The organism is Embleya sp. L77 (assembly GCF_055557415.1).
The window spans coordinates 2,170,439-2,196,752 of the sequence record NZ_CM145710.1 but is presented as its reverse complement, the minus strand read 5'-3'; the positions used below and the strand labels follow the sequence as shown (position 1 = coordinate 2,196,752).

Below are 26,314 nucleotides of genomic sequence, written 5' to 3'. Positions count from 1 at the left end.
GCATGAGGCGAACCAGCCCGGCCGGCGCTTGAGGCCAAGCAGCCCGGCCGGCGCTTGAGGCCACCCAGCCCCGCCGGCGCATGAGGCGAACCAGCCCGGCCGGCGCTTGAGGCCACCCAGCCCCGCCGGCGCATGAGGCGAACCAGCCCGGCCGGCGCTTGAGGCCAAGCAGCCCGGCCGGCGCTTGAGGCCACCCAGCCCCGCCGGCGCATGAGGCGAACCAGCCCGGCCGGCGCTTGAGGCCAAGCAGCCCGGCCGGCGCATGAGGCGAACCAGCCCGGCCGGCGCTTGAGGCCAAGCAGCCCGGCCGGCGCATGAGGCCAAGCAGCCCGGCCGGCGCTTGAAGCCATCAGGCCCCCGAAGCCGAAGGCGAGTGCGCCCCATCAGGCCCCACGTATGCCGCCGCTTGCAGCCGATACAGCTCCGCGTACAAACCCCCCGAGCGCATCAACTGCTCGTGCGTACCCTGCTCCACCACCGCCCCACCCCCCAGCACCACGATCCGATCGCATTCCCGCACCGAAGCCAACCGATGACTGATCAGCACCACCGTCCGCCCCGCCGCCAGCCGCCGGATGTTCGCGTACACCGCATGCTCCGCCCGCGCGTCCAACGCCGCCGTCGGCTCGTCCGCGATCAGCAACCCCGCATCGCGATAGAACCCGCGCGCGATCCCGATCCGCTGCCACTGCCCGCCGGACAGATCCACCCCGGCACGGAACTTCTTCGACAACAACGTCTCGTACCCGTGCGGCAGTCGCGAGATCAGCCCGTCCGCCCCCGCGTCCCGCGCCGCCCGCATCATGGCCGCGCCGTCCGGGTCGACCCGATCGGCGCGCCCCAGCACGATGTTGCCGCGCGCCGTCACCGGCCAGCGGGTCGGCTGCTGCATCACCAGCGCCACCTGCTCGCGGATCCCGACCGGATCGACGTCGGCCAGATCCGCGTCGTCCCAGTGCACCGTGCCCTTGTCCGGGTGGTAGAGCGCGGCCAACAGCAGGGCGAGCGTGGTCTTTCCCGACCCGTTCTCGCCGACCAGCGCCACCGTCTCCCCACGCCGGATGACCAGATCCACCCCGCGCAGCGCCGACTCCGCACTGCCGGGATAGGCGAAGTACACGTCCCGCAACCGGATCTCGGCGAAGCCGACCGGCACCTCCCGGGTCGCCGCCGGCCGCGAACGCGCGGTGGCCTCGTCCAGGAACGCGTGATAGTCGGTGATGTACAGGGACTTCTCGTATAGCCGGTCGACGGCCACCATCAACGTGGCCAGCGAACCGCTCGCGGTCCGCACCGCCAACACCGCCGTACCCGCCACCGCGAGCGGCACGATCTCGGCGCGCACGAGCAGGCCGAGCGCGAGGTACGTGGCGCCCAGTGCCAGTCCGGACAGGGTCCGTCCGATCACCCCCACCCGGACCTGCGCATAACCGACCCGGACCTCGGCCCGCTCCACCGACCCGGCCAGCCGCCGGAATTCGGCGAGCAACGGCCGTTCGGCGGTACAGGCGCGCACCTCCGCCGCCGCCTCCCGGGCGCTGAGCAGATCCGCGAACAGCCACAACCGCCGATACAGCGTCATCCGCTGCACCATGCCCTCGAAGCCGATCCGGGCCGAACGCAGCGCCGCCCACCCCTGCGGCGCGATGGACAGGGCCAGCAGCGGCAGCAGTACCGGATGCAGCCCGGTCACCACGCCGATCCCGACCAGCAGTCCCACCAACGCCCCCAGCAGTTCGACCGCGTGCCCCAGGGCCAGTTGCGCGTGGTCGATGCCACGATCCCGGGCCCGGGCCAGCGCGTCGTGCCAGTCCGCGTCGTCGAACGCGCCCAGGTCCGCACCGACCGCCGCGGCGTGCAGCCGGTTCTCCGCCACCCGGCGGATCCCCGGCGACAACCGCGCCTGGGTCGCCGCCACCACCGTCTCCAACCCCGCCCGCACGGCCGTGGCCAGCACCACCGCGACCACCGCGGGCAACGCCGCGCCGACCCGATCCGGCGCCGGCCCCGAGGCGAACAACGCCCCCAACGCCCGTGCGGTGGCCAGCAACGCCAACGCGGTGGCCACCCCCGCGGCCGACTGCGCGAGCACCAGCAGCCACGTCGCCCGCCGACTCGCCGCCCGGGACAGCCGCCACACCTGCGCGAGCGCGACCGGCAGCCGGGTGACCATGCGGCCCAGGCCCGCGTTCGCCGCGTCCCCGTCGAACGGGGTGTCGTACCCCTGCCCCAGCTCGTCGAACTCGCCCATCTCCACAGGCACTTGCCCGGTCATCCGCGAACCCCTCCCGGCCGACAAGTACGGTATGCCCGGGACAGGGGCGCGCTACGGGTGCCGATGGGTTCGAAAGCTTCCCACGCAACCGACCCGCCGCGCCGCGAAGCCCGACGCGGATTGAAGACAAGACCTAGTCCGGGATCAACCCGCTGCGTCGAGCCAGCGCCACCGCCTCGGTGCGGCGGGACGCGCCGACCTTGGCCATGATGTTGGAGACGTGCACACTCGCGGTCTTGGCACTGATGAACAGTTCCTCGCCGATCTGCCGGTTGGTCCGGCCCTTGGCGAGCAACTGCAACACCTCCTGCTCGCGAGCGGTCAACATCGCCTCGCCGGTCGGCGCGGAGTCCGGATCGCCCAGCCGCGCACGCCGAACCGTCGCGTCCACCGCATCCCGCAGCGGCACCGAGCCCAGCCGGTCCGCCGTCTCCCGCGCCCGGCGCGCCAGATCGGCCGCCTCGTCCCGGCGGCCCACCGCCACCAGTGCCTGGGCCAGCCGCAGTTCGCTGCGCGCCCCCTCGAAGACGTTGCCGTAGCCGAATGCCTCGACCGTCTTCTCCCACAGCGCGACGTCGGCGTCACCGGCAACCCGCGACCACTCGGCCTCGGCGCGCAGCAACCAGGCGCGGCCCTCCGATCCGCTGCGCGGATAACGCCGACCGGGCCAACCGGGCGTGGTACGGGCCAGTTCGATGAACTCCTCTGCCACCGCCACCTCTTGCTGCTCACCCTCGGCGTCGCCCGCCGCCCGCAGGTCGGCCACCGTGTCGCCGATCGCGGACAGCACCAGGGCGGACAGCCGGATGCCCACGTCCGGGTAGGGGTTGCGCTCCTCGGCCAGTTCGCCCAGCGCGCGGCGTGCCCAGTCGGCCGCGGCGCGGGAATCGCCGCGCCAGGCCGCCTCGTCGGTCAGCACCAGGCCGCCCACGAGCTTACCCATCCAGTTGAACGGCTTCGCCTCGAACAGGGTCCGCGCCTGCTCCACGACACCGGGTTCGCCGCGACCCAGCGAGACGTACAGTGCCGCGGCGGCGACGTGCCCGAAGGCCGACGGCACCCTCGAGGGCACCGCCGCCAGCGCGTCGTCCCAGCGGCCCAGCGTGTACAGGAGTTGGGTGCGCAGGTAACGCATGTCGAGCGAATGGGGCGACGAGGACCTGGTGGTGCGACGGGCCAGTTCCAGGCCGTCGTCCAACCAGCGCAGGCTCTCCTCGAGTCGGCCGGACTCGAAGCTGCCCATGGCCAGGTTGAACAGCGCCCGCAGCTCGATCGTCGTGTTGCCCGCCCGGCGGGCCAACTCGCGTGCCTGGCTCAGCCGTTCCCGTCCTCCCTCGGATTGCCGAGTGTCCCACTCCAGGCCGGTCAGCGAGATGATCGCGTCGGCGAGGGCGTCATCGGTACCCAGTTCCTCGGCGGCGGCCAACACCTGGCGACCGACTCGCCGGGCGGTTTCGTCGTCCCTGGAGTAGTACGCGGCCTGCACGAACGTGGTCGCCGCCCACAACCAGGTGCGCGACACCGGCTCGGCCGGGATCATCGCCAGTGCCTGGCGGCTGTACTCGAACGCGGCCTGCAGGTCGTCCACGCTCAGCAGACTGGAGGCGAGCGTGTAGCGGACGGTCACCGCGAGGTCGATGTCCGCGTTCGCGCCGAGTCGGTCCAGCGCGGTACGCGCGAACGCGACGGCACGGTGCGCCTCGCCGGCCCGGACCGCGGCCGCGGACGCGCGCAGCATCAGCGACACGTCGTCGGTGTCGGCCAACTCCCGGGCGTCGGGCACCGCGTCCCACACCTCCAGGGCCGCCTCCAGCCGGCGCATCTCCTCGGCCGGGGCACCGACGCGCGCGGCGTGGTCGGCCGCCTCGATCGACGCGGAGAGTGCACCGGGCAGGTCGTGAGCGGCCCGGTGATGGTGGGCGCGCTCGGCGGCGCTGCCCGCCCGCCGCTCCGGGTCGCCGAGCAGCCGCGCGAACACCCCGTGGATCCGCGCTCGCTCGCCCGGCAACAGGTCCGCGTACGCCGCCTCGCGAATCAGCGCGTGCCGGAACGCATAGGTGTCCCCCTCGGCGGCCACCAGCAGGTGCCGTCCGACCGCCTCGCGCAGCGCGGTGTCCAACTCGTCGTCGGGCAGGTCCACGGCGTCCCGAAGCAACCCGTGTTCGACGCGGCGACCGGCCACGGCGGCGGTGCGGATCACCCGCTGGGCGGTGCCCGACATCTGCTCGATCCGGGTGAGCAGCACCTCGGCCAGGCCGCTGGGCACGCCGCCGGCCGTGGCATCGGTCGCGGCGCGCAACTCCTGCGCGTAGAACGCGTTGCCCTCGGCCCGCTCGACGATGGCCCGCACGGTGTCCTCGGGCAGCGGATCGGCCAGGCCGCGGACCAGCCTGGCCACGTCCTCGTCGTCCATCGGCCGCAGATCCAACCGCCCGACGGAGGGCAGCCGAACCAACTCGGCCAACAGCGGGCGCAGCGGGTGCCGCCGATGCAGATCGTCGGAGCGGTAGGAGACGAGCACGGTGAGTCGCTGGTACGCGGCGCCGCCCGGACGCTGAGGCAGCAGCCGGCTGAGCAGGAAGCGCAGCAGGTCGCGGGTCGACTGGTCGGCCCAGTGCAGGTCCTCGACCACGAGCAGTACGGGAGCCCGCTCGGCGAGGTCCCCGAGCAGCGCGGCGACGTCCTCCAGCAACCGCAGCCGCACCCCGGCGTCGGGCAGCGCGCCGGCATGCTCCGCCGCTCCCCCGCCGGCCCGCAGCAGCCGCTCGACGGCCGGATGCGCGGCCACTACGTCGGTATACCGGGTATCGGCGTCCAGCCGACGCAACACCTCGACGAACGGCAGATAGGGCAGCCCGACATCCCCGAGGTCGACACAGTGTCCGGTCAACACGGTCGTCCCGGCCGCGGCCGCCCGAGCAGCGGCCTCCGCCAGCAACCGGGTCTTGCCCACCCCCGCGTCCCCCGCCAGCAACACGGCGCACGGATCCCCCGCCCGCCCCCGCGCCAACGCCTCGTCGAGCCGGGCGACCTCCTCGCCCCGCCCCACCAGCGCCACATCCCAGCCCACGTCAGTCACCGCGCAATCCTCACACGCCCCGCCGACACAGGACATCCCACCTCAGCCACGTGTTCCCGCACAAACCCCCGAAGCCGCGCTCACCATTCCCGCCACCCCCGCTCCGTCCCTCCGCCGACCCGAGCCGGGAACGCCACGGTGCCGGCGAGATCGAGTGCTCCTCCGATGCGGATGGCCGCCTCCCGGTCACAGCGGGTTCGACCCCGGACGCGCGGAAGGCCACCGCGGGGGCGGTGGCCTTCCATCGTGCGGGACGAGCAGGGAGATGTGATCGGCTCGGCTTCGAGTCGATCTGCGTGGAGGGGGGAATGGCCGGTCCGGCTCGGACCGGTCCGGGCGGCGGCGCTTCGATCAGCTCTTGATCGTGTAGCTGTCGCCGTAGACCTTCCACTTCAGCGGAGGATCGAGGTCGAGGTTGCCGGCCTTGAGGAAGACGCGCTGCTCGGTGTCGACGCGGCTGGTGTCGCTGTGCGCGTCCTCGTGCTTCATCGCGACCTTGCGGGCGTCGAGGAAGGCGTTGAGGTAGGTGGTCTCGTTGCCGCCCTGGGCCGGCGGCTTGGCCTTCTTGAGTGCGTTCGCCCGGATCGAGCTGAAGCTGTCCCGGTCGCCACCGTCGCCGTGCATGACGATCGCGTCGTAGTAGATGAACTGGCCCAGTGCGCCCAGGCCGTCGGACTTGCCGCGGTTGACCGCCGGGTTGAAGTACACCCGGTCCCGCTCGTCGTCCTGGGCCTTGCGGAAGTCCGCGTCGCCGGCGGCGGTCGCCCAGGCCTTCTCGAACGAACTGCCCAGACCCGAATGCGAGTCCGTGCCGTTGACCTTGCGCAGTGCGGGCAGGTACTTGGCCAGCACGTTGCCCGGCTTGCGGGCGGTGTACAGCTCGACCAGGTCGAGCATGTCGCCGGTGCCGGAACAGAAGCCGATGATGCCGGCCGTGTATCCGCGCCCGTCGTCGATGTCCTCGATGTACTTGTACTGCGCCTTCCAGTCCAGGGAGGAGTTCTCCGCACTGGACACCAGTTGCATGGCGATGTCCTTCTTGTGCGGGTCGTCCAACCCGATCCGCGCGGCGGCCTGCTGGGTCACGCTGGTCGAATCCGACTGCGTGGCGCTCGTCGCCGCGTGGGCCAACGGCCCTGGTGCGGCGATCAACAGTCCGGTTGCCACAAGCAGGGTCAACCGCTTGCGGGTTCGTCCGAGGTGAGATTGCACGTGCGTCTCCGTTCCGGCTCTACGGCCACGTTCGGGGGGCTCCGTGTCCATCCATTGTTAGGAAAGTTTCCTAACAAGGACGAGACACATTGAAGCACTGCCGGGTTCCGTCGCCAAGGGGACCGAGAACATCTCCTGCAAACTGATGGGCCGTCATCCGGGTTGGTCACAAAGTGACCCGAGGACCGGTCAGATTCGGAAGACGGCGCGCACCATCGAACCTTCCAACACCACGATCCGGCCCGCGCGGTCCCGGACGGTGACCCGGCCGGCGTGCATGGTGGGTCGGATCGGCATCGACGCGCCCACGGGCAGACTCGGGCGGCCGGCCCGCGCCCGCCGCAGGTTCGGACCGGATCGCAGTGGTGGCCCGATCGGCGAATCGAGCGCATCGAGCGCGGGCAACGCACAGCCATGCGCATTTCGGCCCACCGTCGCGTCAACCGGCCGACCGGCGACGTGAGTCCGACCACATCCACGCCTTCCGGCGGCGACGAGAGCCGAACCGCCGGTACGGTCGGCCACGGCGGCGTACGGACAACCCGTTGGGGTCGGTGTCGGCCGGTATGCGATGCGGTGTCCATGCCGAGCCGGCAGGGATCCGAATCGGCCGAGTAACCGGGTGATTACGGACTGATTCGGAAACGTTGGCAGCCAACCGAGCCGTCGCGTGGCAGCATCGTGGCATGGACGAGCATCCGCAGCCCGAAATCGAGCCCGAGTGGCTCGACCACGACGACTTCGAACGGCTCATAGCCGAGGTTCTGCCGATCCCGGACGCACAGTTGCCGCCGCTCTCCGACAAGCGGGTCTACGAGCGCACCACCGGCGGAGACACCGGCTGATGATCGACCCGGTCGAGTTGTTCTCTGCCGATGGCCGATGTCGGATGCGCGGCCGCCGGCTGCCCGCCCCGACCGCCGCCGCGAATCAGCGCCGGAACCCGGCCGAGTCGCCTGCCGCGCCGGAGAGTTCGGCCTGATCCCGTGGCGGCGCGGCCTGCGACGGACCGTGGGCCGCGCCGCCGACGACACCCGCGGTCACAGCGGTGACGGGTCACCCGGGCTGCCCGGAGCACCCGGATCCCCCGGACGACCCGGAGCACCCGGCTCGCCCACCACGACCGGGAGTTCACCGTAGCCGCGGAACAACAAGCGGTCGTTCCGGATCGCGCCGGGCGCGAGGGTCGCCGCCGGGAAACGGTCGAGCAGGCGGGGAAAGGCCACCGCCGCCTCCAGTCGGGCGAGCATCGCGCCCACGCAGAAGTGGATCCCGGCCCCGAAGCTCAACGAGCCGCTCTCGGCGCGCCACGGATCGAAGCGCTGCGGATCCCGATAGCGCGCCGGATCCCGATTGGCGGCGGCGATCATCACCAGCACCTCGCCGAAGCGCGGCACCGGCACACCGTCGATCGACAGGCCGTCCCGAAGCGCGATCCGCGAGGTCAACTGGATAGGCGGGTCGTACCGCAGCACCTCCTCGACGAAGTCGGCCGCCGGCAGGCTCCGGTCGGCCAGCGCGCCGCGCACGTCGGGATACTCGCCCAGCAGGGCGAGACCGTTGCCGAGCAGATTCGTGGTGGTCTCGAAACCGGCCACCAGCAAAAGCACCAGATTGGCGACCAGTTCGGCGTCGCCGATCGCCTGCTCCGGGTCCTCGTCGCGCAGCCGTACCAGCGCGCCGATCAGATCCTGCCGCGGCCGAGCCCGACGTTCGGCGACCAAATCAGCGAAGTAGCCGCCGAGTTCGTGCACGGCCCGATCCGCCGCACGCGTATCGGTGTCGGCCGACATGAACTCCAGGACCCTGGTCAGCTCGTGGGCGGGGTGCCGGAAACGATGGCGGTCCTCCTCCGGGACACCGAGCAGTTCGCAGATCACCCCGACCGGGAGCGGAAAGGCGAACCGGTCCATGAAGTCGACGGGTGCGCCCTCCCGGCCCGACTCGGCCATCCCGGCCAGGAGGCGGTCCACGGCGCGCGCGATGGCCGGTTCCAGCGCGGCGACCCGGCGCGCGGTGAACACGGCCGCGATCGGCCCGCGCAGCCGGGTGTGTACCGGTGGGTTGCTGTGCAGGATCGACCGGCCGAACAGCTCCCACGACGGGGCTTCCGGCCCGTCGCCGAACACCGCCGTACTCGCCTCGTGGTCCATCATGCCGAACCCGCGATCACGCAGCACCCGATCGGCCGCCGCATAGCCGTTGACCAGCACGAGCGTGTCGGTCACCGGTACTACGGGGCCGAGTTCGCGGGCCTGTTCGTACAGTGGGTAGGGGTTCGCCCGAGTCTGCGGGGCGGTGAGCCGGTCGACGATCGTGGATGCATCCATGTGTTGCCCTCTCGTCCCGATCACCGGCCGTTACCGGCCGCCTGCCATCCGGTCAACCGCACACGGCCGTAGCGAAGTTCCCGTCCACCCGAACCACGCCTGCCGCGTGAAAGGGATCACTCGGCGGGCCGGGAGTGCTCGAAGGGGCCGGCCGGGGTTCGGTCGTCGGGGGCCCAGCGGTGGATGGCGGCTGCCGCGATCAGGGTGGCTACGGTCAGGGAGGCCCACAGGATGCCCGGACCCCAGGCGAACAGTGCCATCAGCACCGCCGGCGACGCGGCCACACCGAGGCCGTGGCTGAGCTGGAATCGGGCCAGGGCCCGGCCCAGGCGGTGGGGTGGGGTGGTCGCCACGACGAGCGCGGTGGCACTGCCGGTGTACATGATCTCGCCGGCCGTGTAGAGCACGGACACCAGCGCGATGGCCGCCGCGCCGAGCGGGCCGCCCAGGCCGCCGGCCGCCCAGAAGCCCAAGTAGGACACGGCGAGTACGAGACCCGCGCCGGCCAGCGCCGAGCGCCGGGGGCGGCGGGACAACCACACCACGACGGCGACCTGAGTGGTGACGACGATGAGCGTGTTGGCCACGAAGATGCCGGCGGACCAGGCCGGTGCCGCGTGCAGTTGGGTGACGAGTACGGCGGGCAGCGCCACCTCCAGCACGTTGAAGCAGAACGCGTAGGGCAGGTTGGCCACATCGAGCACGCCGATCCGGCCGACCGGCCGCTTCTCGGCCACACGCTTGCCGGCCGGCCGCTTGTCGGCCCAGCGCTTGTCGGCCGAGCGCGTGCCGCTCACCGTTGCGGCCGAAGCCCGCACCCCGGCCCGGCCGGTGCCGGCGCCGGCGCCGGCGCCGATTCCACTGCCCGTGCCGGTTCCGCTGCCGCTTATGCGCAACGATCGCACCAGCAGCGCGGCGACGGCGTAGCCCAGCCCGGTCACGGCCGCGAGCACCCGCAGGGCCCCCGTACCGCCGGTCATCGCCAGTGTCGCGATCAACGCGCCCGCGCCCATGCCCGCGTTGCGCAGCGATCGCCCGGCGGCCAGCGCGGCATCCCGATACCGCTCGTCGGCCACCGTGCCGACCAACGCGGCGTGCGCGGGGGGCCAGCACTGGTCGCCGACCCCGAGGAACAGCGCCGCGACGGTGAACCCCCACACGCCGGAGCCGCCGAGTCCCGTACCGGCGAGCAGCACCGCCACACCCAGCACCCGAATCGACATCGCGCCGGCGACCGCCGCGCTCCGGGCGCCCCGGTCGATCCACCGGCCGAGGAACGGCATCGTGGCGAGTCCGAGCAGCATGCCGATCGACATCGCCGTACCGGCTCGAGCCACGCCGAGCCCCAGTACCTGCACTCCGTAGAGCAGCAGGAACGGCCGCAACATCCCGGACCCGAGCGCATCCACCCCGAGCGCGACCGCGTAGCGCGGACCGCCCGAGGCCCGGACCAGTTCACCCAGAGGCGGCCGCCCCGGCCGGTCGGCCCGCGTCCGTCCGCCCGATTCGTCGCCCGCCGGCGGTGACGCTGGGCCCGCGAGAGGGGCGGATGCGAGAGGTGTGGATGGCGATTGCGCCGGAGTCGTCGTCATGGGCGAAACCGTCGTCGGCAGGACCGCGTCCGGTCACCTCGATTGACCGTTGTCGTCAATCGACTCCGGTCCACCGTCCGCCGGCTGCGATGATCCCGTCGTGAGCCTGACCATCGACATCACGGGGGTATCGCCCGAGCACCTGCTGTTCGCGGTGTCCCCACTCGCCGAACTGACCGCGATGCTGCACGTGCTCGCCGAGCCCGCCCATCACCCGGCGCACCGCGACTGGGCCGCCGAGACCCGGGCGGCGCTGCGACCGGAGTTGGCGGAGCAACTGCTCGAAGCGGAATTCCTCTGGCGCTCCTCGCGGGCGGACTTCCTGCTGCCGGGCAGCCCCGGGGCGACGTTGGCGGACGAGTTGGACGCGGTGGACCGCCTCGACGACGACGCGTACGTGTCGACCGCACTGGTCGCCACGTGCGGCAGCGACCGGATGTTGCTCGGCGACCCGTCGCCGTTGCGCAACTCGGGTGCCCGCGAACGCATCCTGGACCTGGCGCAGGCTCGCGGCCCGCGCCAGGCGTCCTTCGCGGAACGCTTGATCGCGGACCCGCCGATGGTGCGGGCCCGGGTGCGGCGGATGTTGGAGGAGTGCCAGGCGGCGTTCTTCACCGCGACCTGGCGGCAGGTGGTCCCGCGCCTGATCGCCGATCTGCGGTTGAAGGCCGACCTGATGGCCCGGCGCGGCGTCGCCGACGCACTGGCCTCGGTCTCCCGGGCCGTCGACCTGGACCGGTCCAGGCAGCGGATCGTGGTGGACAAGCTCCAGGACAACGCGACCAGCGCGATGGGCGACGGGGTGACGTTCCTGCCCACCGTGTTCGGCGCCCCGCACCTGATCGTGGTGCACGCGCGCGGGTGGCGTCCGGTACTCCAGTATCCGGTCGCGGTCACCGGCCGGGACGTCCCGGAGCCGGTCCCGATGGACCTGGTCCGGCAGCGCTTGGAGGCGCTGTCGCATCCGGTCCGGCTACGCCTGGCGCGCACGCTCGCGCGCGGCTCGCACACCACCGGCGAACTGGCCTCGGCCTGGGAACTGTCCGCACCCGAGGTCTCCCGACACCTGGCCGTACTGCGCAAGGCCGGGCTGTTGAAGATGCGGCGGCGCGGCCGGTACGTGCACTACGATCTTGACATTTCGGCGACGGCGGCGCTGGGAGCGGACCTGATGGCGGCGATGCTGCGCTGAGCCGCCCCGCCCGAAGCGGATCGGGACCGCCGCCGGGCAACGCATCTCAACCCACCGTTCGTGACCGGGACGCCGACTCCGGCCGCGGCCGGGGCGACTGCCGCTACGGCTGCCACCGTCGCTGCGGCTGTCGGGTCAGGCCGGTGGGGCCGCCCGGTCGAGTGGGGGGACGGTGGCGGCGTCGTCGAGGGTGGCTTCCCGGCTGGTTCGCAGGGCTCCATGCAAGGTGGCGTCCGGGCCCAATATGCCTTGTGCGATGGTCGGTTCGAGGTGGGGGGCGACCGCGCGGCGGCCCGCCAGGACGGCGTCGATACCGGGGGTCAGCCACGCGGCCCAGGTCGCCAGGTAGCCGCCGAGGATCACCTCGCCCGGGTCCACCAATCCCGAGATCGCCAGCACCGCCGCACCCACCGAGCGGCCCGCGACCGCCAGCGCGTCGGTCGCGCGCGGATCGCCGGCGCGCAATCGGCGGTCGAGTTCGGCCAGGGCCGCGTCGACCCCGTCCCGCGCGGCCACGTCGGCGAGTCCGGCGGCGGTGGTCAGCGGTTCGGGCCCGACGTACATGGCCAGGCAGCCGCGCGCGCCACACGGACAGTCGGGGCCGTCGAACGCGAGCGGGATGTGGCCCACTTCGCCGGCCATGCCATGTGTACCGGTGTGCATCCGGCCGTCGACCACCAGACCGCCGCCGACACCGGTGTCGGCCTTGATGTACGCGGTTGCGCACGGGAGTTCGCCGCTCCGGTCGGCGCGCGCGTGGTATTCGGCCAGGGCCGCGACGTTCGCGTCGTTGACCACGTCCAGGGGGCAGCCGAGGTCGGGCAGGTGCGCCAGCACCAGCGCGCGCAGGTCGGTCCGCGACCAGCCGAAGTCGATCGCGGCGGCAACGGTCTGCCCGGCCCCGGTCACCGGTCCCGCCATCGCGATCACCACCCGAGCCAGATGCACGTCGGGCCGGGCGCGGATCACGGCCTCGGCCCGCTCGATCTCGCGCGCGAGCACCTCGGCCGGCGGCTCGGGGTCACCGAACGGCGCATGGTGCGGTACGGACGCGCGATGCACCACCGCGCCGGCCAGGTCCGCCGCCATCACCTCGACCCGCTCCAGCGTCACCTGTAGCGCGATCGCCACCACGCGCCCCGGCACCAGGCGCAGCAGCCGACGCGGCCGGCCCCGACCGCCGGAGGACGTGGAGCCGACCTCGGCCACCAGGCCGCGCCCGATCAGGTCGGCGGCCAGGGCGGTGACCGACGCGGGTACCAGGCCGGTGGCCGCCGCGACCTCGGTACGCGCGCAGGGACCGTGCGCGGCGATCTCGCGCAGCACGAGGGCCACGTTGTGGCGTCGGACCGCGGCGGTGTCGGTGGGGGTGTTCACCCACCGATTCTGCCCCAGCCCGATCCGACCACCGCCGGGTGACGCCGAGAGCCGGGCTGCCGGGCGTACGGCCCGGAGCTGGTACTGCCACGAGGCCCGAGTAGCCCTCGCGGGGGCGGCAGGCCGACCGTCTCGCGCTCACTGCGGGCCTCGGGCCTCGGGATCCGCGACCCCGGTTGGCGCGGTCGACGCGATCGCCCGGGTGCTCCGGCAAAGCAATTTTTTCAACTCTTGTAATATATGTTGGGCGAGGTCGATACTCAGCCATGCAACGCAAGGAACGCCCGGGCCTCACCCCCGCGCCGACCGCCAGACTCCTTCGCGCAAAGGATGACCCGTGTCCCAGCAGCCGCTCGTCACCACCACCCTGGGCCCCGTCCAAGGGTTCTGGCAGGGCCGGTCCGCCCGCTTCCTGGGCATTCCGTACGCCAAGCCCCCCGTCGGCGACCTGCGCTTCGCCGCGCCCGAGCCCCCCGAGGCGTGGACCGAGCCGCTGGCGGCCACCGCATACGGTCCCACCGCCCAGCGCCGCACGTTCGGTGACGGGCCGACGATCATCCCGGAGCCGTCGATCCCCGGCGACGACGTACTCGGCGTCAACGTGTTCACCCCGAACCCGAGCCCGGACGCCGCACTGCCGGTACTGGTCTGGATCCACGGCGGCGGCTTCGTGGCCGGCTCCGCGGCCAGCCCGTGGTACGACGGCGCCGCGTTCAACCGGGACGGCGTGGTGCTGGTCTCGCTCGGCTACCGCCTGGGCATCGAGGGCTTCCTGCACCTGGAGGGCGCTCCCGACAACCGGGGCGTCCTGGACTGGATCGCCGCGCTGCGCTGGGTCCGGGACAACATCGCGGCCTTCGGCGGCGATCCGGCCAAGGTCACCATCGCCGGCCAGTCGGCCGGCGGCGGCGCGGTGCAGACGCTGATGGTCACGCCGTCCGCGCACGATCTCTTCCGGGCCGCGATCTCGGTCTCCGGCGCGGTGATGGAACCCCAGAGCCGCGCGGCCGGCCTCGCCGTCTCCGAACTCTTCACTTCCCGCACCGGCCTGCCCGCGACCGTCGCCGCGCTGCGCGACCTCTCGCACGACGAGATGCAGCGCCTGCAGGACCTGGTCACCGCACCCGAGGACGGCGCCGCCGCGCTGCCCGGCCTGCTGCTGGCGCCGTTCACCGACGGCGAGTCGATCCCCGAGGACGTACACGCCGCGTTCCGGGACGGCTCGGCCGCACCCGCGCCGCTGATGCTCGGCGCCACGCATCACGAGTTCAACGCCGCCGCCGAATTCGGCATGCCGGACGCCCCGATCGAGGCCGCCGTCGGCATCCTCGGCTCGGTCGGCCTGCCGCCGGAGGGCATCGAGGCGTACTTCGCCCTGCACGACGGCGCGACCCCCGCCCAGGTGATCGGCCAGGCGCTCACCGACACCCTGTTCCGCGCCGCCGCGGTCTCCATCGCCGAGGCCCGCGCGGGCCGGGACCTGCCGACCTGGCTGTACACCTTCGAATGGCTCTCCTCCGCACCGATGTTCGGCGGCAAGGCGTTCCACTGCCTCGACCTGCCGTTCGCCTTCGACCTGCTGGCCGCCGAGGGCGCCGAGAACGCAACCGGCCCCGACGCACCCCAGAAGCTGGCCGACGCGATGCACGGCGCGTGGGTCGCCTTCATCCGCGACCTCGACCCGGGTCCCCAGTGGCCGCGCTACACCCGGTCCCACCGCGACACGATGGTCTGGGACACCACCCCCCGGGTCGCCCCCGACCCCCTCGGCCCCGAACGCCGAATCTGGAGCACCCGCCGCCCCCCGACCGTCTGAGCCGAACGGCGCCGCCCGCCGGGGCCCGAGCCCGAGCCCGAGCGCGCACCGCCGGGCCGCGGGGCGGGCGGCCCGGCGTCGGGGATTGCCCACCGACTCGGATCGATGGAGACGGCCACCCCGTACGAGCGGTCCCGATCCCGGCGCTCGGTGTCCACTGGTCGATGCGTGTGCGCCACGGCAGACCACGGGGCCTACGCCTGGGCGTCGAGCCAGTCGCGGTAGGTGGGGCCGGCGAGGGTGGCGTGCGGGGAAGGAAGCAGGGCGCCGTTCTCGAAGACGTCGCGGTCCGGGTTGGCCGGGTCGCTCACCTCTTCGATGCGGACGTCGAGGCCGCGTCGGGCCAGCGCCAACTCGGCCATCGCGGCGAGGTTCTCCTCGCGGGGGCCGGCCACCTCCGCGAACGGGGTGCCCGGCGACTCGGTCGCCGGCCCGTCGCCGGTGGCCAGGTCGACCAGCCCTTCCGCGACGGCGCGGGCGGCGATCAGCTGGGTGCGCATCCTGGGCACGTAGCAGACGTCGCCCTGGATCCCCCAGCTCGCCAGCTCCGCCACGAACTCGTGGAACTGCGCCGCGCGCAGGATCCGAACCGGCAACGGACCGGCCAGCACGGCCTGTTCGTGGGCCAACTTGGCCGCGTTGTAACCCGCGATCGAGGCATCGATGCCGATGATCGAGGCCACCACCATACGATTCACGCCGGCCTTGACACCCGCCTCGTGCAGGTTGCGCGCCGAGGTGGTGAAGAACTCGGTGGCCTCGTGCTGTTCCGGCGACGGTGTGCTGGACACGTCGATGATGCATTCGACGCCGGTCAGCGCCGCTTCGAGACCTTCGCCGCTGATCACGTCCACGCCGACGGACCGGGAGATCGGGACGGCCTCGTACCCACGCTCCCCAAGCACGTCCACGACATGCCGCCCGGCCCGCCCGGTCGCCCCGACGACGGCAATCTTCGAACGAGTCTCCATGGTTCTCTCCCTCTACGACGGTGTGCGATCTCCAACCCGGCGGCACCGGATTGCGTCGACACAGCCCTGACGGACCCCGGCCCGAAGATGTGACAGCCGGGGAAGAGAAACCTCGATCCGGGTTTCTTCGAAGCCCGGTCCACGAAAGTCGCGACCCGCTCCGGGCCACCTGCTCATCCATGGGTCGGTCCGTCGATCGGTCGGTCCGTCGCGCCGTCGTCACCCGCCGGCCTCCGGCCGGACCGCCCGCCGGGGCGACAAGGAGGACGGACGTGAGGCGATGACCGGTTCCCCGGCACACGACGCGGCGAGCGACGCCCCCTCGGACGCCGCGGGACGGGTCTTGACCGGGATGCGCGTCCTCGTCCTGGAGCACCACGACCGCCGCCGCGAGGTCGTCGAGGCCACCGGACTGAGCGCTGCGCGATAGCGCATCCCCACACCGGCTTCGGCACCGGCACTCGTGCCCGTGACCGTGCCCGTGAGCCACTCGCCGCCATCCACCGACGAGTTCCGCCGACCGGCGCTCGGACCGGGCGAGTCCGCGGACGCGGACCCCGCGGATCGGCGGAGCGGCTCGGCAGGCAGGATGGGGTGGCATGACAGAGAACATCGCACCCGTGTCCGCCCTGCTCGTCGTCGACGTGCAGATGGCCTTCGTCACCGGAGCCGGCGCGGTACCGGCGGCGGAGCGCGTGGTGGAACGGGCCGCCACGTTGATCGCCCGGGCCCGGGCGAGTGGTGCGCTGGTGGTGCATCTCCAGAACGACGGGCCGGTCGGCGCGGACGACGAGACCGGCACGCCCGGGTGGGAATTGCGGCTGCCGGTGGCGGCCGGCCCCCGCGAGGTGGTGATCCGCAAGACCGAGGACGACGGCTTCGACGGTACGCCGCTGGCCGACCTGCTGACCCGGGCGGGCGTGACGGGTGTGGCCGTGTGCGGGGTGATGTCCGAGATGTGCGTGGGCGCGACCGCGCGGGCCGCGCTGGAACGGGGCTACCGGGTGGTGCTGCCGCACGACGCCCATGCCACGTACGACATCCCGGCCGCGCCCGGCATCAGCGCGGCGGTACCGGCGCCGATGGTCTCGCGGGTGGCCGAATGGGCGCTGGGCGACGAGGTCGAGATCGTCGCCCACGCCGAGGACGTGGCCTTCACCGCCGCGGGAGTCGCGGGAGCCGCCGCTCGGCCCGCCGAGGACACCCGGGACCCGGCGTAGTTCACACCCGGGCTCCTGCGGTACTCCACGATCTCGACCGACGCTCGTCGACGCGACGCGACGCCGACGCGGCGCGGCACGGCACGGCGCAAAGCGACCCGGCACAGCACGACGACACGGCCCGGCACCGTTGGATCATTCGGCTCCGCCGATCACGGCTTCGGCCTCCCGGAGGGGGATCGTGCGTGCCGCGGCCACCCTTCGCGCCAGATCCCGGTCGAATGCGGCCGACAGGAGGTCGAGTCGAATCCGGTCCCGGGCCTGCTCGAATGGCGGTATCGCGGCCGACGGACCGACCGCACCCGCCAGTTCGGCGTAGCGGTCGCGCACTCGCGCCTCGGACACCTCCTCCGGGACTGCCGCCGGCAACCGGCTCAGTGCGCGTGAGAGTTCGGCGGTCTCGATGCGCGCGAAGCCGTCCTCGTCGTAGCGCGGCACGCCCGGCACCGGATGCCCCGCCGCCCGGGCCGCCGCGCGACGCTCGTTCTCGGCGTCGAGTCGGGCCTGAAATCCGGTCTCGGTCGGGTCGGCCAACATCCCGGCCTGCTGCGCCCGGCGCCGCAGCACCGATTCCGTGGCCGCCGCCCGCAACGCCCGTTCCATCAGCACCTGGTGCGGCGTCCGACCCGAGATCGCCGTCCGCCAATAGTCGGCGCGTGCCCCGGTCATCGGGTACTCCGCGACCACCTCGGCGCGCAGCCGCACCGCCGCACGGCGCAACTGCCCTGCCGTGATCGGTACTTCGTCGACGGTCGCGACCACGGCGGTCGGCGCCACGGCAGCCGCGCGCGAGGGCGGGGCGCCGTCGGATGCGGGCGTCGTCCGTCCGGATGCCGGGGACGGGCCCAGCAGGGCCGGCGAGACGCCCACGACCGTGATCGCCACGGTCAGTGCGGCGGCCCAGCCGAGCGCCCGCCGCCGGCGACGACGAGCGGGGCCCGTCTGCGGCTCGACGCCGCGCACCGGCCTCTGGACCCGTCCCCGGCGGGCCATCAGGCGACGACCTTCAGGTCGAACACGTGCAGCCCGGGTCCGGCGATCGGGCTGCCCGCCGGCAGGGTCACCGAATCCACCGTCCGGGACGGGTCGATGGACAGTGACGCGACCCGTACCGTGACGTCCTCCTCGGACCGCGCCGTGGCCGGATTGCGGTAGTCGGTCTGCGGCTTGTGATGGTAGGCGGCGCGGACCGCGACCTGGTCGGACGGGCCGGCGGCGGTGCTCCACCAGTCGCCCAGGGCGAGCGTCGCCGTCGAGGAGGTGCCGTCGGTGTAGGTGACGGTGACGGTCCCGCTCTGCGCGCCGTAGGCACTCGCGCCCAGTACCACGAGGCGACTGCCGCTGCCGGTGAGGGCGATGCGCTGCCCGGCCACCTTGACGTTGTCCGGCAGGCCGTATGCACGCGGGTGCCACGTGAATGCGGCGCCGCCCGCGGTGACCGTGCCGCCCGGGAGGTATCCGGCCGCCGCCAGTGCGGGGCCGGAGTAGCTGCGTCCGGACAAGCCGAGGCCGCCGGTGTTCGGGTTGGCGTCGTCGCCGACCCCGACGTTGTTGTACGCGGCGGCGATCGACGCATACCGCGGCGCCTGCATCGCAGGGCCGTTGTAGGCACCCCGGTTGACTCCCGTACCCCCGGCCGTGACGGGGTTGCCGAAGTAGTCGTGTGGGCCCATGCCCGATACCGCGACCCCGCTGCCCAGCGCGGGAGATCCGGCGAGCAGCGCGTAACCGCCCGCGTCGGTACGGCCGGTCGCGGTGCCGGGTGCGGCCAGGCCCGGGTCGGTGGTCACGGCCGAGGTGTCGCCGGTCGGCGCGGTGAAGCCGCCGTGGTAGACGTTCGCCTGGTAGCTGATGCCCGCTCCCGTGGGCAGCGCGCCCTGGCCGGCGACGAAGACGTTGTTGGCGACCAGGGTGTTCGCCGAGGGGCCGCCCGGGAGTTCGACGTCCAGCTTCTTGCTCGGGCAGAAGAACGTGTTGTTGTACATCCGCAGCGGGCTGGTGTTGTCGCCCGATGCGTTGGCCCGGATCCGGCAGTCGTCCTGGGCGATGTTGAAACGCAGGATCTGGGTGGCGTGGAAGTTGCCGAGGGCGGTGCAGTTCTGGCAGCCGAGGTAGAAGCCGCCGCCGTTGTCGTGTGAGTAGTTGTACTGGTAGGTGCACGAACCGGTGATCGCGCCGTCGCAGTCCCAGGCTGTGGAGTCGAAGATCGACGGCCGTTGCCGGGTGACTTCGTTGTACTGGAAGACGGGGTCACGCGAGTTGATCGGCCACATGCCCGCGAAGTTGCCGTTGACGTAGGGGTACTTGCCGCCTCCACCATCGTCGAGGAGGTTGTGCTCGATCAGCGGCGCGTCCGAGCCGTGCACCACGATCCCGTCGCCGCCGACGCTGCGGATGGTGTTCGCCCGAATCAGCACGTCGCGGTGGAAGTCGGCGGGCTTGACCGAGATCTTGATACCGCCGCCACCGGTGTCGTGCACCTGGTTGTCGGTGATGGTCAGGCCCTCGATCGGGCCGGCGGTCGCCCGGCCGAGCACCACGATGCCGGCCGAGGCGGAGAACCAGCCCGCGTTGGTACCGGTCTTGTCGCTCCAGCCGGCGACATCGGAGACCTCCAGGTCGCGCAGCACGATCCCGTACTTGCGGGCCGGGGTGGTGGTGTCGACTTGAACTCCGGTACGCAGGGCCTGTGTCGGCGCCGGGTTGGTCACGTGGAGGCCCTGCACGGTCCACCAGCTCCGGTCGACCAGGCGCAGCGTGGCGGGTCCGCCGGTGCCCTGGATCACCGGGCGCGGGCCTTCGCCGTAGGCGCCGATCGTGATCGGGTTGCCCGCGGTGCCGGAGCCCTGCGGGGTGAGCGTGCCGATGCACAGGGTGCCGGCGCGGAGCAGGATGCGGTCGCCGGGTTGGTGGGTGCGGGTGTTGATCGGGGCGAGGTCGCCCAGCGGGTCCTCGGGGGTGGTCCCGGTGGCGCCTGGGCGGCCTACGCCGCAATCGACGTATGTCGTGGTCGGCGATGCGGCCGTGGGCGTGGCCGCGGATGCGGGTGCGCCTGCGGCGGCTTGGGCGCAGAGCAGGCCCGCCGTGGCCAGCAGGGTCGCCGAGAGGGTGAGGGTCAGGGGTCTGAAGCCGTGCATGTGACCTCCGGTCTGGGGGGTCTTGCAAAGAGCCTCCGGCTGGGGCCGGAAGATGTGTGGGCTCCTCACGCGCCGACCGACCGAGGGTCTTTGGCGGGCCTGGCGCTTCGGTTGCTCCGGGTGGCCTCAAACGCCGGCCGGGCTGGACTGGGCCTCAAGCCCGGCCGGCCCGGGACTGCGGAGTTCGGGCTCGATCGAAACGGATCGGGGGCGATATCCGCCCGGTTGTTCGCATGCCGGCCGGGCGCGTCTTCGGGTCCGGCCGGCATTCGGGCGTTGTTCAGGCCGAGTGGGTCAGGGTTGCCGGTTCGACGGCGTGGGCGAAGGGGATGCCCTGGGTGTAGCGGTCGAGTTCGTCCAGGGCCAGGGCGACCATGCGGCGCAGTTCGCCGCCGAGGGAGCCGGCGATGTGTGGGGTCAGGAGCACGTTGGGCAGGTCGTAGAGCGGCGAGGCGGCCGGGAGGACGTCCGGTTCGGTGACGTCGATGACCGCGTCGAGGCGGCCCGCGACCAGTTCCTCGGTGAGGGCGTCCTGGTCCACGAGGGAGCCGCGGGCGGTGTTGATCAGCGTCGCGCCGTCCCGCATCAGCGCGAGCCGGCGGCGGTCCAGGAGGTGCCGGGTGGACTCCAGTTCGGGGGCGTGCACGCTGACCACGTCCGAGCTTCGCACCAGTTCGTCCAGCTCCACGCTGCGCGCGCCCAGTGCCTCCGCCTGATCGGCGGTCACGTACGGGTCGTGCAGCAGCAGTTCGAAATCGAACGGACGGAGCAGTTCGAGCACCCGGCGGCCGATCCGGGAGGCGCCGACGATGCCGATGGTGCGTCGGTAGTTGCCGAATCCCGGGAATCGCGCGTCCCAGTCCACCAGGCGCCGTTCCGCGCGGTAGGCGTCCCGGATCCGCAGGACCCGCTTGTTGGCGAACAGCACGGCGGCGACGGTGTATTCGGCCACCGGCAGGGCGTTGGCGGCGGCGCCCGAGGAAACGATCAGGCCGCGTTCCCAGGCGGCGTCGGTGAGGTGGTGTTTGACCGAGCCTGCCGCGTGGACCACCGCGCGCAGTCGCGGCGCCCGGGCCAGCACCGCCGCGTCCAGGCGGGCGCTGCCCCAGCAGGTGAACAGGACTTCCGCCTCGGCCAGTGCCGCGGCGGCCTCGGGACGGTCGAAGTCGTCGGCGATCAGGTCGAGATCGACGTCGGCCAGCGCGCCGAGCCGCTCGCGGGCCTCGGCGTCCAGGATGCGTCCGGCCACGGACGGGTCCATCGCGAGCAGGAGTCGGGGCCGGTGCCGCGCCGGCGCGGACGTACCGGCGGGGGACTCGAATCGGGTGGTGCCGTTGGTCACTTGACGCTCCCCGCGGACAGGCCCGCACGCCAGTGGCGCTGGAGCGAGACGAAGGCGACGACCAGCGGGACCACGGCCATCAGCGATCCGGTGATGACCAGCGGATAGAACTCCGGGTACGCGTGCGCGTTGGTGTTCCACGAGTACAGGCCCAGGCTGACCGGGTACAGCTTCTGGTCGGAGAGCATCACCAGGGGCAGGAAGAAATTGTTCCAGATCGCGGTGAACTGGAACAGGAAGATGGTCACGAAGCCCGGCATCATCATCGGCATGGCGACCGAGAAGAAGGTCCGGATCTCGCCGGCGCCGTCCATCCGGGCGGCTTCGAGCACCTCGCCGGGGATGTATCCGGCGCTGAACACCCGGGCCAGGTAGACCCCGAACGGGTTGACGATGACCGGGATGAACACCGCCCAGAAGGTGTTGACCAGGCCCACCTTGGACGCCAGCAGGTACAGCGGCAGCGCGACGGCGGTGGTGGGCACGAGCACGCCCAGCAGCACCCCGCCGAACAGCTTCTCCTTGCCGGGGAAGTCGAACTTGTCGAACGCGTAGCCGGCCAGCACGCTGATGAACGAGCCCAGCGCCGCGCCGACGCCGGCGTAGAGCAGGCTGTTGAGGTACCAGTGCCAGTAGATGCCGTCGCCCTCGGTGCTGACGGCCTTGACGTTCTCGGTGAAGTGGAAGCCCTCGAAGGCGAAGCCGTCGCCGCCGAACAGGCCGCCCATGTCCTTGGTCGCGGCGATCAGCAGCCAGGCCAGCGGCAACATCATGTAGAGGGTGACCAGGACCAGGGCACCGTTGACGGCGACCTTGCCCATCAGCGCCTCGGTGGCGCGACCCTTGGCGCGCGGGCGGCGGGCGGGCTTGCTCGCGGGTGTGCGGGTCGGCGCGGGCGCGTCGGCCGCGACCCCGTCCGGCTGCTGCACGGTGGTGCTCATGCGGTCCTCCGTCCGGACGACAGGCGGGTGACGCCGAACGACAGCGCCGCGGCGAACACGGCGAGCAGCACCGAGGCGGCCGCCGCGAGGCCGAAGTCGTTGGCGCGGAAGGCGGCCGAGTAGGCGTACATGTTGGGTGTCCAGGAGCTGCCCACGGCGGGGTTGGCGTCGCTGAGGATGGACGGTTCGGTGAACAGTTGCAGCGAGCCGATGATGGTGAACAACATCGTCATCGCGACGGCGGCGCGGATCATCGGGATCTTCACCGAGACCGCGATGCGCACCGGTCCGGCGCCGTCCACGGTGGCGGCCTCGACCACCTCGCGCGGGATCGCCTGGAGTGCGGCGTAGAAGATGATCATGTTGTAGCCGATCCACTCCCACGTGGCGATGTTGACGATCGAGAACAGTGCGGTGTCCGAGGCCAGGAAGTCCCAGTGCAGGCCGCCGGATTCGAGCAGTTCCACGACCGGGCTCAGGCCCGGGGTGTAGAGGTAGACCCAGATCAGCGCGGCGATGATGCCCGGGACCGCGTGCGGCAGGAACAGGGCGAGTTGGAAGAACCGGCGGGCCCGGGCGAGCGCCGAGTCCAGCAGGAGCGCCAGTGCGAGGGCGGTGCCGACCATCACCGGGATGTACAGGAGGCAGTACAGCCCGATCGCGACGAACCCGTCGCGGAACTTCTCGTCGCCGAGCGCGTCGGCGTAGTTGCCGAAGCCGCTGAACACGCGTCTGGTGCCGCCGAAGCCCAGGCCCGAGGTCTTCTCGGTGAACAGGCTGAGCCAGATCGCGTAGCCGATCGGCACGACCATGGTGGCGATGAACAGCACGTAGAACGGGGTCAGGAACAGCGCGGCGGTGGTCTTCCGGCGCCGGCGTCCGGCGCGCAGGGATGTGTTCATGGAACTGCTTCCTCGTGGCGGTCCCCCGGTGCGGGCGGCGCGGGGTGCCGGGGGCCTGCGGATCACGGGCCGACGGGCGGCCTCGCAGGGCTGGTGCCGTGGCCGGGAACCGGTGAGCGTTCCCGGTCACGGCACCAGTGGTCAGCTCTTGACCGAGATGCCGCGCTTCTTCAGGTCCTCGACGGTGCTCCGCTGGGCCTCCTCCAAGGCGCCCACGATGCTGCCGCCGCTGGAGAGCTTGCCGAACTGGTCCTTGAGGATGGTGTTGGTCTGGGTCATCGACGGGCCCCAGGTCCAGCCGCCGCCGATCTTGCCGGTCGCCTCGGTGAACAGCGGGTAGATGTCCTGCTTGCCGAAGTAGCCGGTGTCGAAGAACTGCGCTGCGACGGGCACCAGCTCGGTGGCGGCGGGGTAGGCGCTGGAGGTGCCGGAGGCGATCCGCGCGGAGATGCCCTCCTTGGTGGTGGTCATCCACTCGATGAAGGTGAGCGCGGCCTTGCCCTTCTTGCTGTCCTTGCTCACCGCGAAGGTCGAGCCGCCGAGCATGCCGTTGGAGGGGGTGCCCCAGTCCGGCAGCGGCGCGACCGCCCACTTGCCGGCCAGGTCGGGCTGGCTGCTCTTGAGGACGCCCGCGCTCCACGAGGCGCCGACGATGCCGACCGTGCCGCCGCTCTTGAGGTCGGCGTTCCACTGCTGGCTGAACGAGGGCTGCACGCGCACCAGGTCGTCGGAGACGAGCTTGTTCCAGTACTCGCCGACCTTGCGCGCGTTCGGGTCGGTCAGCGAGACCTTCCAGGCGTCGCCCTCGGTGCCGAACCACGCGCCGCCGGCCTGCCAGGTCAGCCCGGCCATGGTGCTGGGGTCGTCCGGGTAGAAGGTGCCGATCCGGGCGTTCGGATCGGCCTTCTTGACCTGCTCGGCCGCGGCCCGGTACTCGTCCCAGGTCTTGGGCACGGCGATGTTGTGGTCGGTGAAGAAGTCCTTGCGGTAGTACAGCGCCATCGGTGCGGCGTCCAGCGGCACCGCCCAGGTCTTGCCGCCGAGTTCGGTCAGCTTGTTGACCGACGCGGGGAACTTCGACTTGAGGCCGGACACCTTCGACGTGAGGTCCTGCACGGCCCCCTGGCTGACGAAGTCCGGCAGTTGCGGGTACTCGATGGTCAGCACGTCGGGGGCGTTGCCCGCCTTGACCGCGTTGGCCATCTTCGCGTAGCCGCCCGCGTTGCCGGAGGGGATCTGCTCGTACTTGACCTGGATGTCGGGGTGCGACTTGTTGAACGCGTCCACGACCTCCTGGGTGCCCTTGGTCCAGGACCAGAAGGTGAGCTCCTGCTTCTGGCCCGGGGCGCCGCCGGGAGCGGCGGGGGCGGCTCCGGCGTCCTTCTTCTTGTCGTCGCCGCCGCCACAACCGGTGACGAGGCTCAGGGCGGTGACTATGCCGACGAGAGCCGTGCCGAGTCTGATGGATGTGCGCTGCATGGACGCTCCTGGGTCGAACCTGCATCGAAGGCGATAGCGAGCATCATTCGGTCAGGAGCGAACAGCGTCAAGAGCAAATGAACAATCGATGAAAAACGAAACTCGCTATGATCGTTCGATCACAGAGTGGCTGGGTTACTTTCGCTTGTCCGGATCGGTTCGGTCCGCGTGGTCGGCTCGATTCGCTCGCCCTCCCCCCGCTCGGCCGGCTCCCCCGCGTCGGCCGGTTCGGTGGTGGCCCGCAGCCGCAGCCTGGGCACCAGCGAGATGTGTCGCGGCGCGCGCCCGTCGTCCCCGTCGGCCAAGCGCGCGGCGAGCAGCTCGACCGCGATCCGGCCGACCTCGTGCTTGGCCGGCGCGATCGCGCTCAGCGGCGGATCGGCCAGCGCCGCCACCTCGTCGTCGTAGGCGATCAGCGCCAGGTCGCCGGGCACGTCCAGGCCCGCCGCGCGCAGCCGGGACACCAGCAGCAGCGCGTCCTGGTCGTTGTGCACGAGCGCGGCGGTGGCCGCACCCGAGCGCGCCGCCTCGATCACCCGCGACACCGCCCGGTCGAAGCCGTCCGCGTCCTCGCCCGGATGCGGCGTCTCCACCCCGGCCGGGTCCGGCGGGGTCAGCCCCAGGGCGGCCATCGCCGCGGTGTACCCGGCGTGCACGGCCGGCGTGGTCGGACTACCCAGCCGGGCCACGAGCAGGATGCGCTCGTGGCCGAGCGTGCCCAACCGGCGCACCGCCTGGGCCGCGCCCAGCGCGTGGTCGGAGGCGACCCGGTCCAGGTGTTCGAGCCCGGAGCCGATCTCGGCCCGGCGCTCCACCAGCACGACGGGCACCGGGAGCCGCCCCATCCACGCGTCCTCGCCGCCCGGTCCCGGCGCCCGCGAGGGGGTCAGCAGCAGGCCGTCCACGCCGCCGCGCAACAGCTGGTCCACCTGGTCGCGGTCCTCGCTGGGCAGATAGCGCGAGATGCCCAACACCAACCGCCCGCCGATCGCCTCGACCGCGTCCCGGGCGCCGCGCACGACCTCCGGGAAGTAGTAGGTGGCGGACGGCACGAGCATGCCCACCGTCGGCCCCTCGTGGCCGTTCGCCGGCGGCCGGCCCGGCTCCGGCGCGGAGGGGCGGGCGTGCGGCAGGGTGGCACCGCCGTGCACCCGGGCCAGCAGACCGCTCGCCACCAGGGCGGTCACGTCGCGCCGCACGGTGACCAGGGACACGCCCAGTTCCTCGGCGATCTCGACCACCTTGACGCTGCCCTGTTCACGGGCCGTCCTGAGAATGAGTTCCTGCCGCTGTTCCGCCAACACCGTGGACGTCGTCCTTCCGATCAGCGCACGCCCGGAACGGGCCGTGCCCCCCTGCGCCCGGCTGCTGTCCGGCCACCGGCTCAGCCTAGGGCATCGCCATTCGATTTTGATTGAAAAGGATCGTTCGATCAAACCGACTCTTGAC

At 72.1% G+C, this 26,314-nt stretch carries 19 protein-coding genes; 5 read left to right on the top strand and 14 right to left on the bottom strand.

Translation table 11 applies throughout. The features are described 5' to 3' along the window. Window positions 1-349: 349 nt before the first annotated feature. From ACZOOI_RS39440 to ACZOOI_RS39430, 3 genes are all read right to left on the bottom strand, one after another. Window positions 350-2,275 (bottom strand): ABC transporter ATP-binding protein, encoded by a 1,926-nt coding sequence (locus ACZOOI_RS39440; RefSeq protein ID WP_465281622.1) that lies wholly within the window; start codon window positions 2,273-2,275, stop codon window positions 350-352. A 133-nt stretch (window positions 2,276-2,408) separates the two neighbouring features. Continuing rightward, complete coding sequence (locus ACZOOI_RS39435) at window positions 2,409-5,390, bottom strand: helix-turn-helix transcriptional regulator (protein ID WP_465281621.1); 2,982 nt, start codon at window positions 5,388-5,390, stop codon at window positions 2,409-2,411. A 315-nt stretch (window positions 5,391-5,705) separates the two neighbouring features. Next, complete coding sequence (locus ACZOOI_RS39430; RefSeq protein WP_465284143.1) at window positions 5,706-6,521, bottom strand: chitosanase; 816 nt, start codon at window positions 6,519-6,521, stop codon at window positions 5,706-5,708. A 731-nt stretch (window positions 6,522-7,252) separates the two neighbouring features. Here ACZOOI_RS39430 and ACZOOI_RS39425 point away from each other — a divergent pair. Further along, a complete protein-coding gene (locus ACZOOI_RS39425; protein ID WP_465281620.1) occupies window positions 7,253-7,411 on the top strand; it encodes a hypothetical protein in 159 nt (52 codons plus the stop codon). A 195-nt stretch (window positions 7,412-7,606) separates the two neighbouring features. Here the strand turns inward: ACZOOI_RS39425 and ACZOOI_RS39420 are convergent, their stop codons facing one another. Together ACZOOI_RS39420 and ACZOOI_RS39415 are read right to left on the bottom strand one after the other, a co-directional pair. Beyond that, a complete protein-coding gene (locus tag ACZOOI_RS39420; protein WP_465281619.1) occupies window positions 7,607-8,896 on the bottom strand; it encodes a cytochrome P450 in 1,290 nt (429 codons plus the stop codon). Between the two features lie 116 nt (window positions 8,897-9,012). Beyond that, a complete protein-coding gene (locus ACZOOI_RS39415) occupies window positions 9,013-10,359 on the bottom strand; it encodes an MFS transporter (RefSeq protein WP_465284142.1) in 1,347 nt (448 codons plus the stop codon). Window positions 10,360-10,588: 229 nt separating this feature from the next. On the opposite strand from ACZOOI_RS39415, the gene ACZOOI_RS39410 reads away from it, so the two are divergent. Continuing rightward, complete coding sequence (locus ACZOOI_RS39410) at window positions 10,589-11,680, top strand: DUF5937 family protein (protein ID WP_465281618.1); 1,092 nt, start codon at window positions 10,589-10,591, stop codon at window positions 11,678-11,680. A 135-nt stretch (window positions 11,681-11,815) separates the two neighbouring features. On the opposite strand, the gene ACZOOI_RS39405 is transcribed toward ACZOOI_RS39410, so the two are convergent. Next, window positions 11,816-13,057 (bottom strand): ROK family transcriptional regulator, encoded by a 1,242-nt coding sequence (locus ACZOOI_RS39405; protein ID WP_465281617.1) that lies wholly within the window; start codon window positions 13,055-13,057, stop codon window positions 11,816-11,818. A 337-nt stretch (window positions 13,058-13,394) separates the two neighbouring features. Between ACZOOI_RS39405 and ACZOOI_RS39400 the strand changes: the two genes are divergently transcribed. After that, window positions 13,395-14,873 carry a carboxylesterase/lipase family protein gene (locus ACZOOI_RS39400; RefSeq protein ID WP_465281616.1) on the top strand — a complete coding sequence of 493 codons (1,479 nt, stop codon included), beginning with the start codon at window positions 13,395-13,397 and terminating at the stop codon, window positions 14,871-14,873. 194 nt (window positions 14,874-15,067) lie between these two features. Here the strand turns inward: ACZOOI_RS39400 and ACZOOI_RS39395 are convergent, their stop codons facing one another. After that, entirely contained in the window at window positions 15,068-15,844 is a 777-nt protein-coding gene (locus ACZOOI_RS39395) for an SDR family oxidoreductase (protein ID WP_465281615.1), read from the bottom strand. Window positions 15,845-16,124: 280 nt separating this feature from the next. On the opposite strand from ACZOOI_RS39395, the gene ACZOOI_RS39390 reads away from it, so the two are divergent. Then, window positions 16,125-16,274 (top strand): hypothetical protein, encoded by a 150-nt coding sequence (locus ACZOOI_RS39390; RefSeq protein ID WP_465281614.1) that lies wholly within the window; start codon window positions 16,125-16,127, stop codon window positions 16,272-16,274. Between the two features lie 169 nt (window positions 16,275-16,443). Beyond that, window positions 16,444-17,064 (top strand): isochorismatase family protein, encoded by a 621-nt coding sequence (locus ACZOOI_RS39385; RefSeq protein ID WP_465281613.1) that lies wholly within the window; start codon window positions 16,444-16,446, stop codon window positions 17,062-17,064. Between the two features lie 135 nt (window positions 17,065-17,199). On the opposite strand, the gene ACZOOI_RS39380 is transcribed toward ACZOOI_RS39385, so the two are convergent. The 7 genes from ACZOOI_RS39380 to ACZOOI_RS39350 form a co-directional block, all read right to left on the bottom strand. Then, window positions 17,200-18,057, bottom strand: coding sequence for a hypothetical protein (locus tag ACZOOI_RS39380; protein WP_465281612.1), 858 nt, complete (start codon window positions 18,055-18,057; stop codon window positions 17,200-17,202). After that, window positions 18,057-20,201 (bottom strand): right-handed parallel beta-helix repeat-containing protein, encoded by a 2,145-nt coding sequence (locus ACZOOI_RS39375; RefSeq protein WP_465281611.1) that lies wholly within the window; start codon window positions 20,199-20,201, stop codon window positions 18,057-18,059. Before ACZOOI_RS39375 ends, ACZOOI_RS39380 begins: the two co-directional genes overlap by 1 nt. Window positions 20,202-20,481: 280 nt before the next feature. Then, complete coding sequence (locus ACZOOI_RS39370) at window positions 20,482-21,462, bottom strand: hydroxyacid dehydrogenase (RefSeq protein WP_465284141.1); 981 nt, start codon at window positions 21,460-21,462, stop codon at window positions 20,482-20,484. A 77-nt stretch (window positions 21,463-21,539) separates the two neighbouring features. Further along, window positions 21,540-22,484 carry a carbohydrate ABC transporter permease gene (locus tag ACZOOI_RS39365; protein WP_465281610.1) on the bottom strand — a complete coding sequence of 315 codons (945 nt, stop codon included), beginning with the start codon at window positions 22,482-22,484 and terminating at the stop codon, window positions 21,540-21,542. Further along, window positions 22,481-23,386 (bottom strand): carbohydrate ABC transporter permease, encoded by a 906-nt coding sequence (locus ACZOOI_RS39360; RefSeq protein WP_360317097.1) that lies wholly within the window; start codon window positions 23,384-23,386, stop codon window positions 22,481-22,483. Before ACZOOI_RS39360 ends, ACZOOI_RS39365 begins: the two co-directional genes overlap by 4 nt. Window positions 23,387-23,527: 141 nt before the next feature. Beyond that, window positions 23,528-24,865 carry an ABC transporter substrate-binding protein gene (locus ACZOOI_RS39355; protein WP_465281609.1) on the bottom strand — a complete coding sequence of 446 codons (1,338 nt, stop codon included), beginning with the start codon at window positions 24,863-24,865 and terminating at the stop codon, window positions 23,528-23,530. Window positions 24,866-24,984: 119 nt separating this feature from the next. Beyond that, window positions 24,985-26,169: a LacI family DNA-binding transcriptional regulator gene (locus ACZOOI_RS39350; RefSeq protein WP_465281608.1), complete on the bottom strand. Its 1,185-nt coding sequence runs from the start codon at window positions 26,167-26,169 to the stop codon at window positions 24,985-24,987. Window positions 26,170-26,314: the final 145 nt, after the last annotated feature.

Bases quoted from the DNA above. Each gene is read 5' to 3' on its own strand.
- ACZOOI_RS39395 (WP_465281615.1), bottom strand. From the start codon at position 15,844: ATGGAGACTCGTTCGAAGATTGCCGTCGTCGGGGCGACCGGGCGGGCC.
- ACZOOI_RS39390 (WP_465281614.1), top strand. From the start codon at position 16,125: ATGACCGGTTCCCCGGCACACGACGCGGCGAGCGACGCCCCCTCGGAC.
- ACZOOI_RS39420 (WP_465281619.1), bottom strand. From the start codon at position 8,896: ATGGATGCATCCACGATCGTCGACCGGCTCACCGCCCCGCAGACTCGG.
- ACZOOI_RS39370 (WP_465284141.1), bottom strand. From the start codon at position 21,462: ATGGACCCGTCCGTGGCCGGACGCATCCTGGACGCCGAGGCCCGCGAG.
- ACZOOI_RS39440 (WP_465281622.1), bottom strand. From the start codon at position 2,275: ATGACCGGGCAAGTGCCTGTGGAGATGGGCGAGTTCGACGAGCTGGGG.
- ACZOOI_RS39360 (WP_360317097.1), bottom strand. From the start codon at position 23,386: ATGAACACATCCCTGCGCGCCGGACGCCGGCGCCGGAAGACCACCGCC.
- ACZOOI_RS39435 (WP_465281621.1), bottom strand. From the start codon at position 5,390: ATGTCCTGTGTCGGCGGGGCGTGTGAGGATTGCGCGGTGACTGACGTG.
- ACZOOI_RS39355 (WP_465281609.1), bottom strand. From the start codon at position 24,865: ATGCAGCGCACATCCATCAGACTCGGCACGGCTCTCGTCGGCATAGTC.
- ACZOOI_RS39385 (WP_465281613.1), top strand. From the start codon at position 16,444: ATGACAGAGAACATCGCACCCGTGTCCGCCCTGCTCGTCGTCGACGTG.
- ACZOOI_RS39375 (WP_465281611.1), bottom strand. From the start codon at position 20,201: ATGCACGGCTTCAGACCCCTGACCCTCACCCTCTCGGCGACCCTGCTG.
- ACZOOI_RS39425 (WP_465281620.1), top strand. From the start codon at position 7,253: ATGGACGAGCATCCGCAGCCCGAAATCGAGCCCGAGTGGCTCGACCAC.
- ACZOOI_RS39365 (WP_465281610.1), bottom strand. From the start codon at position 22,484: ATGAGCACCACCGTGCAGCAGCCGGACGGGGTCGCGGCCGACGCGCCC.
- ACZOOI_RS39380 (WP_465281612.1), bottom strand. From the start codon at position 18,057: ATGGCCCGCCGGGGACGGGTCCAGAGGCCGGTGCGCGGCGTCGAGCCG.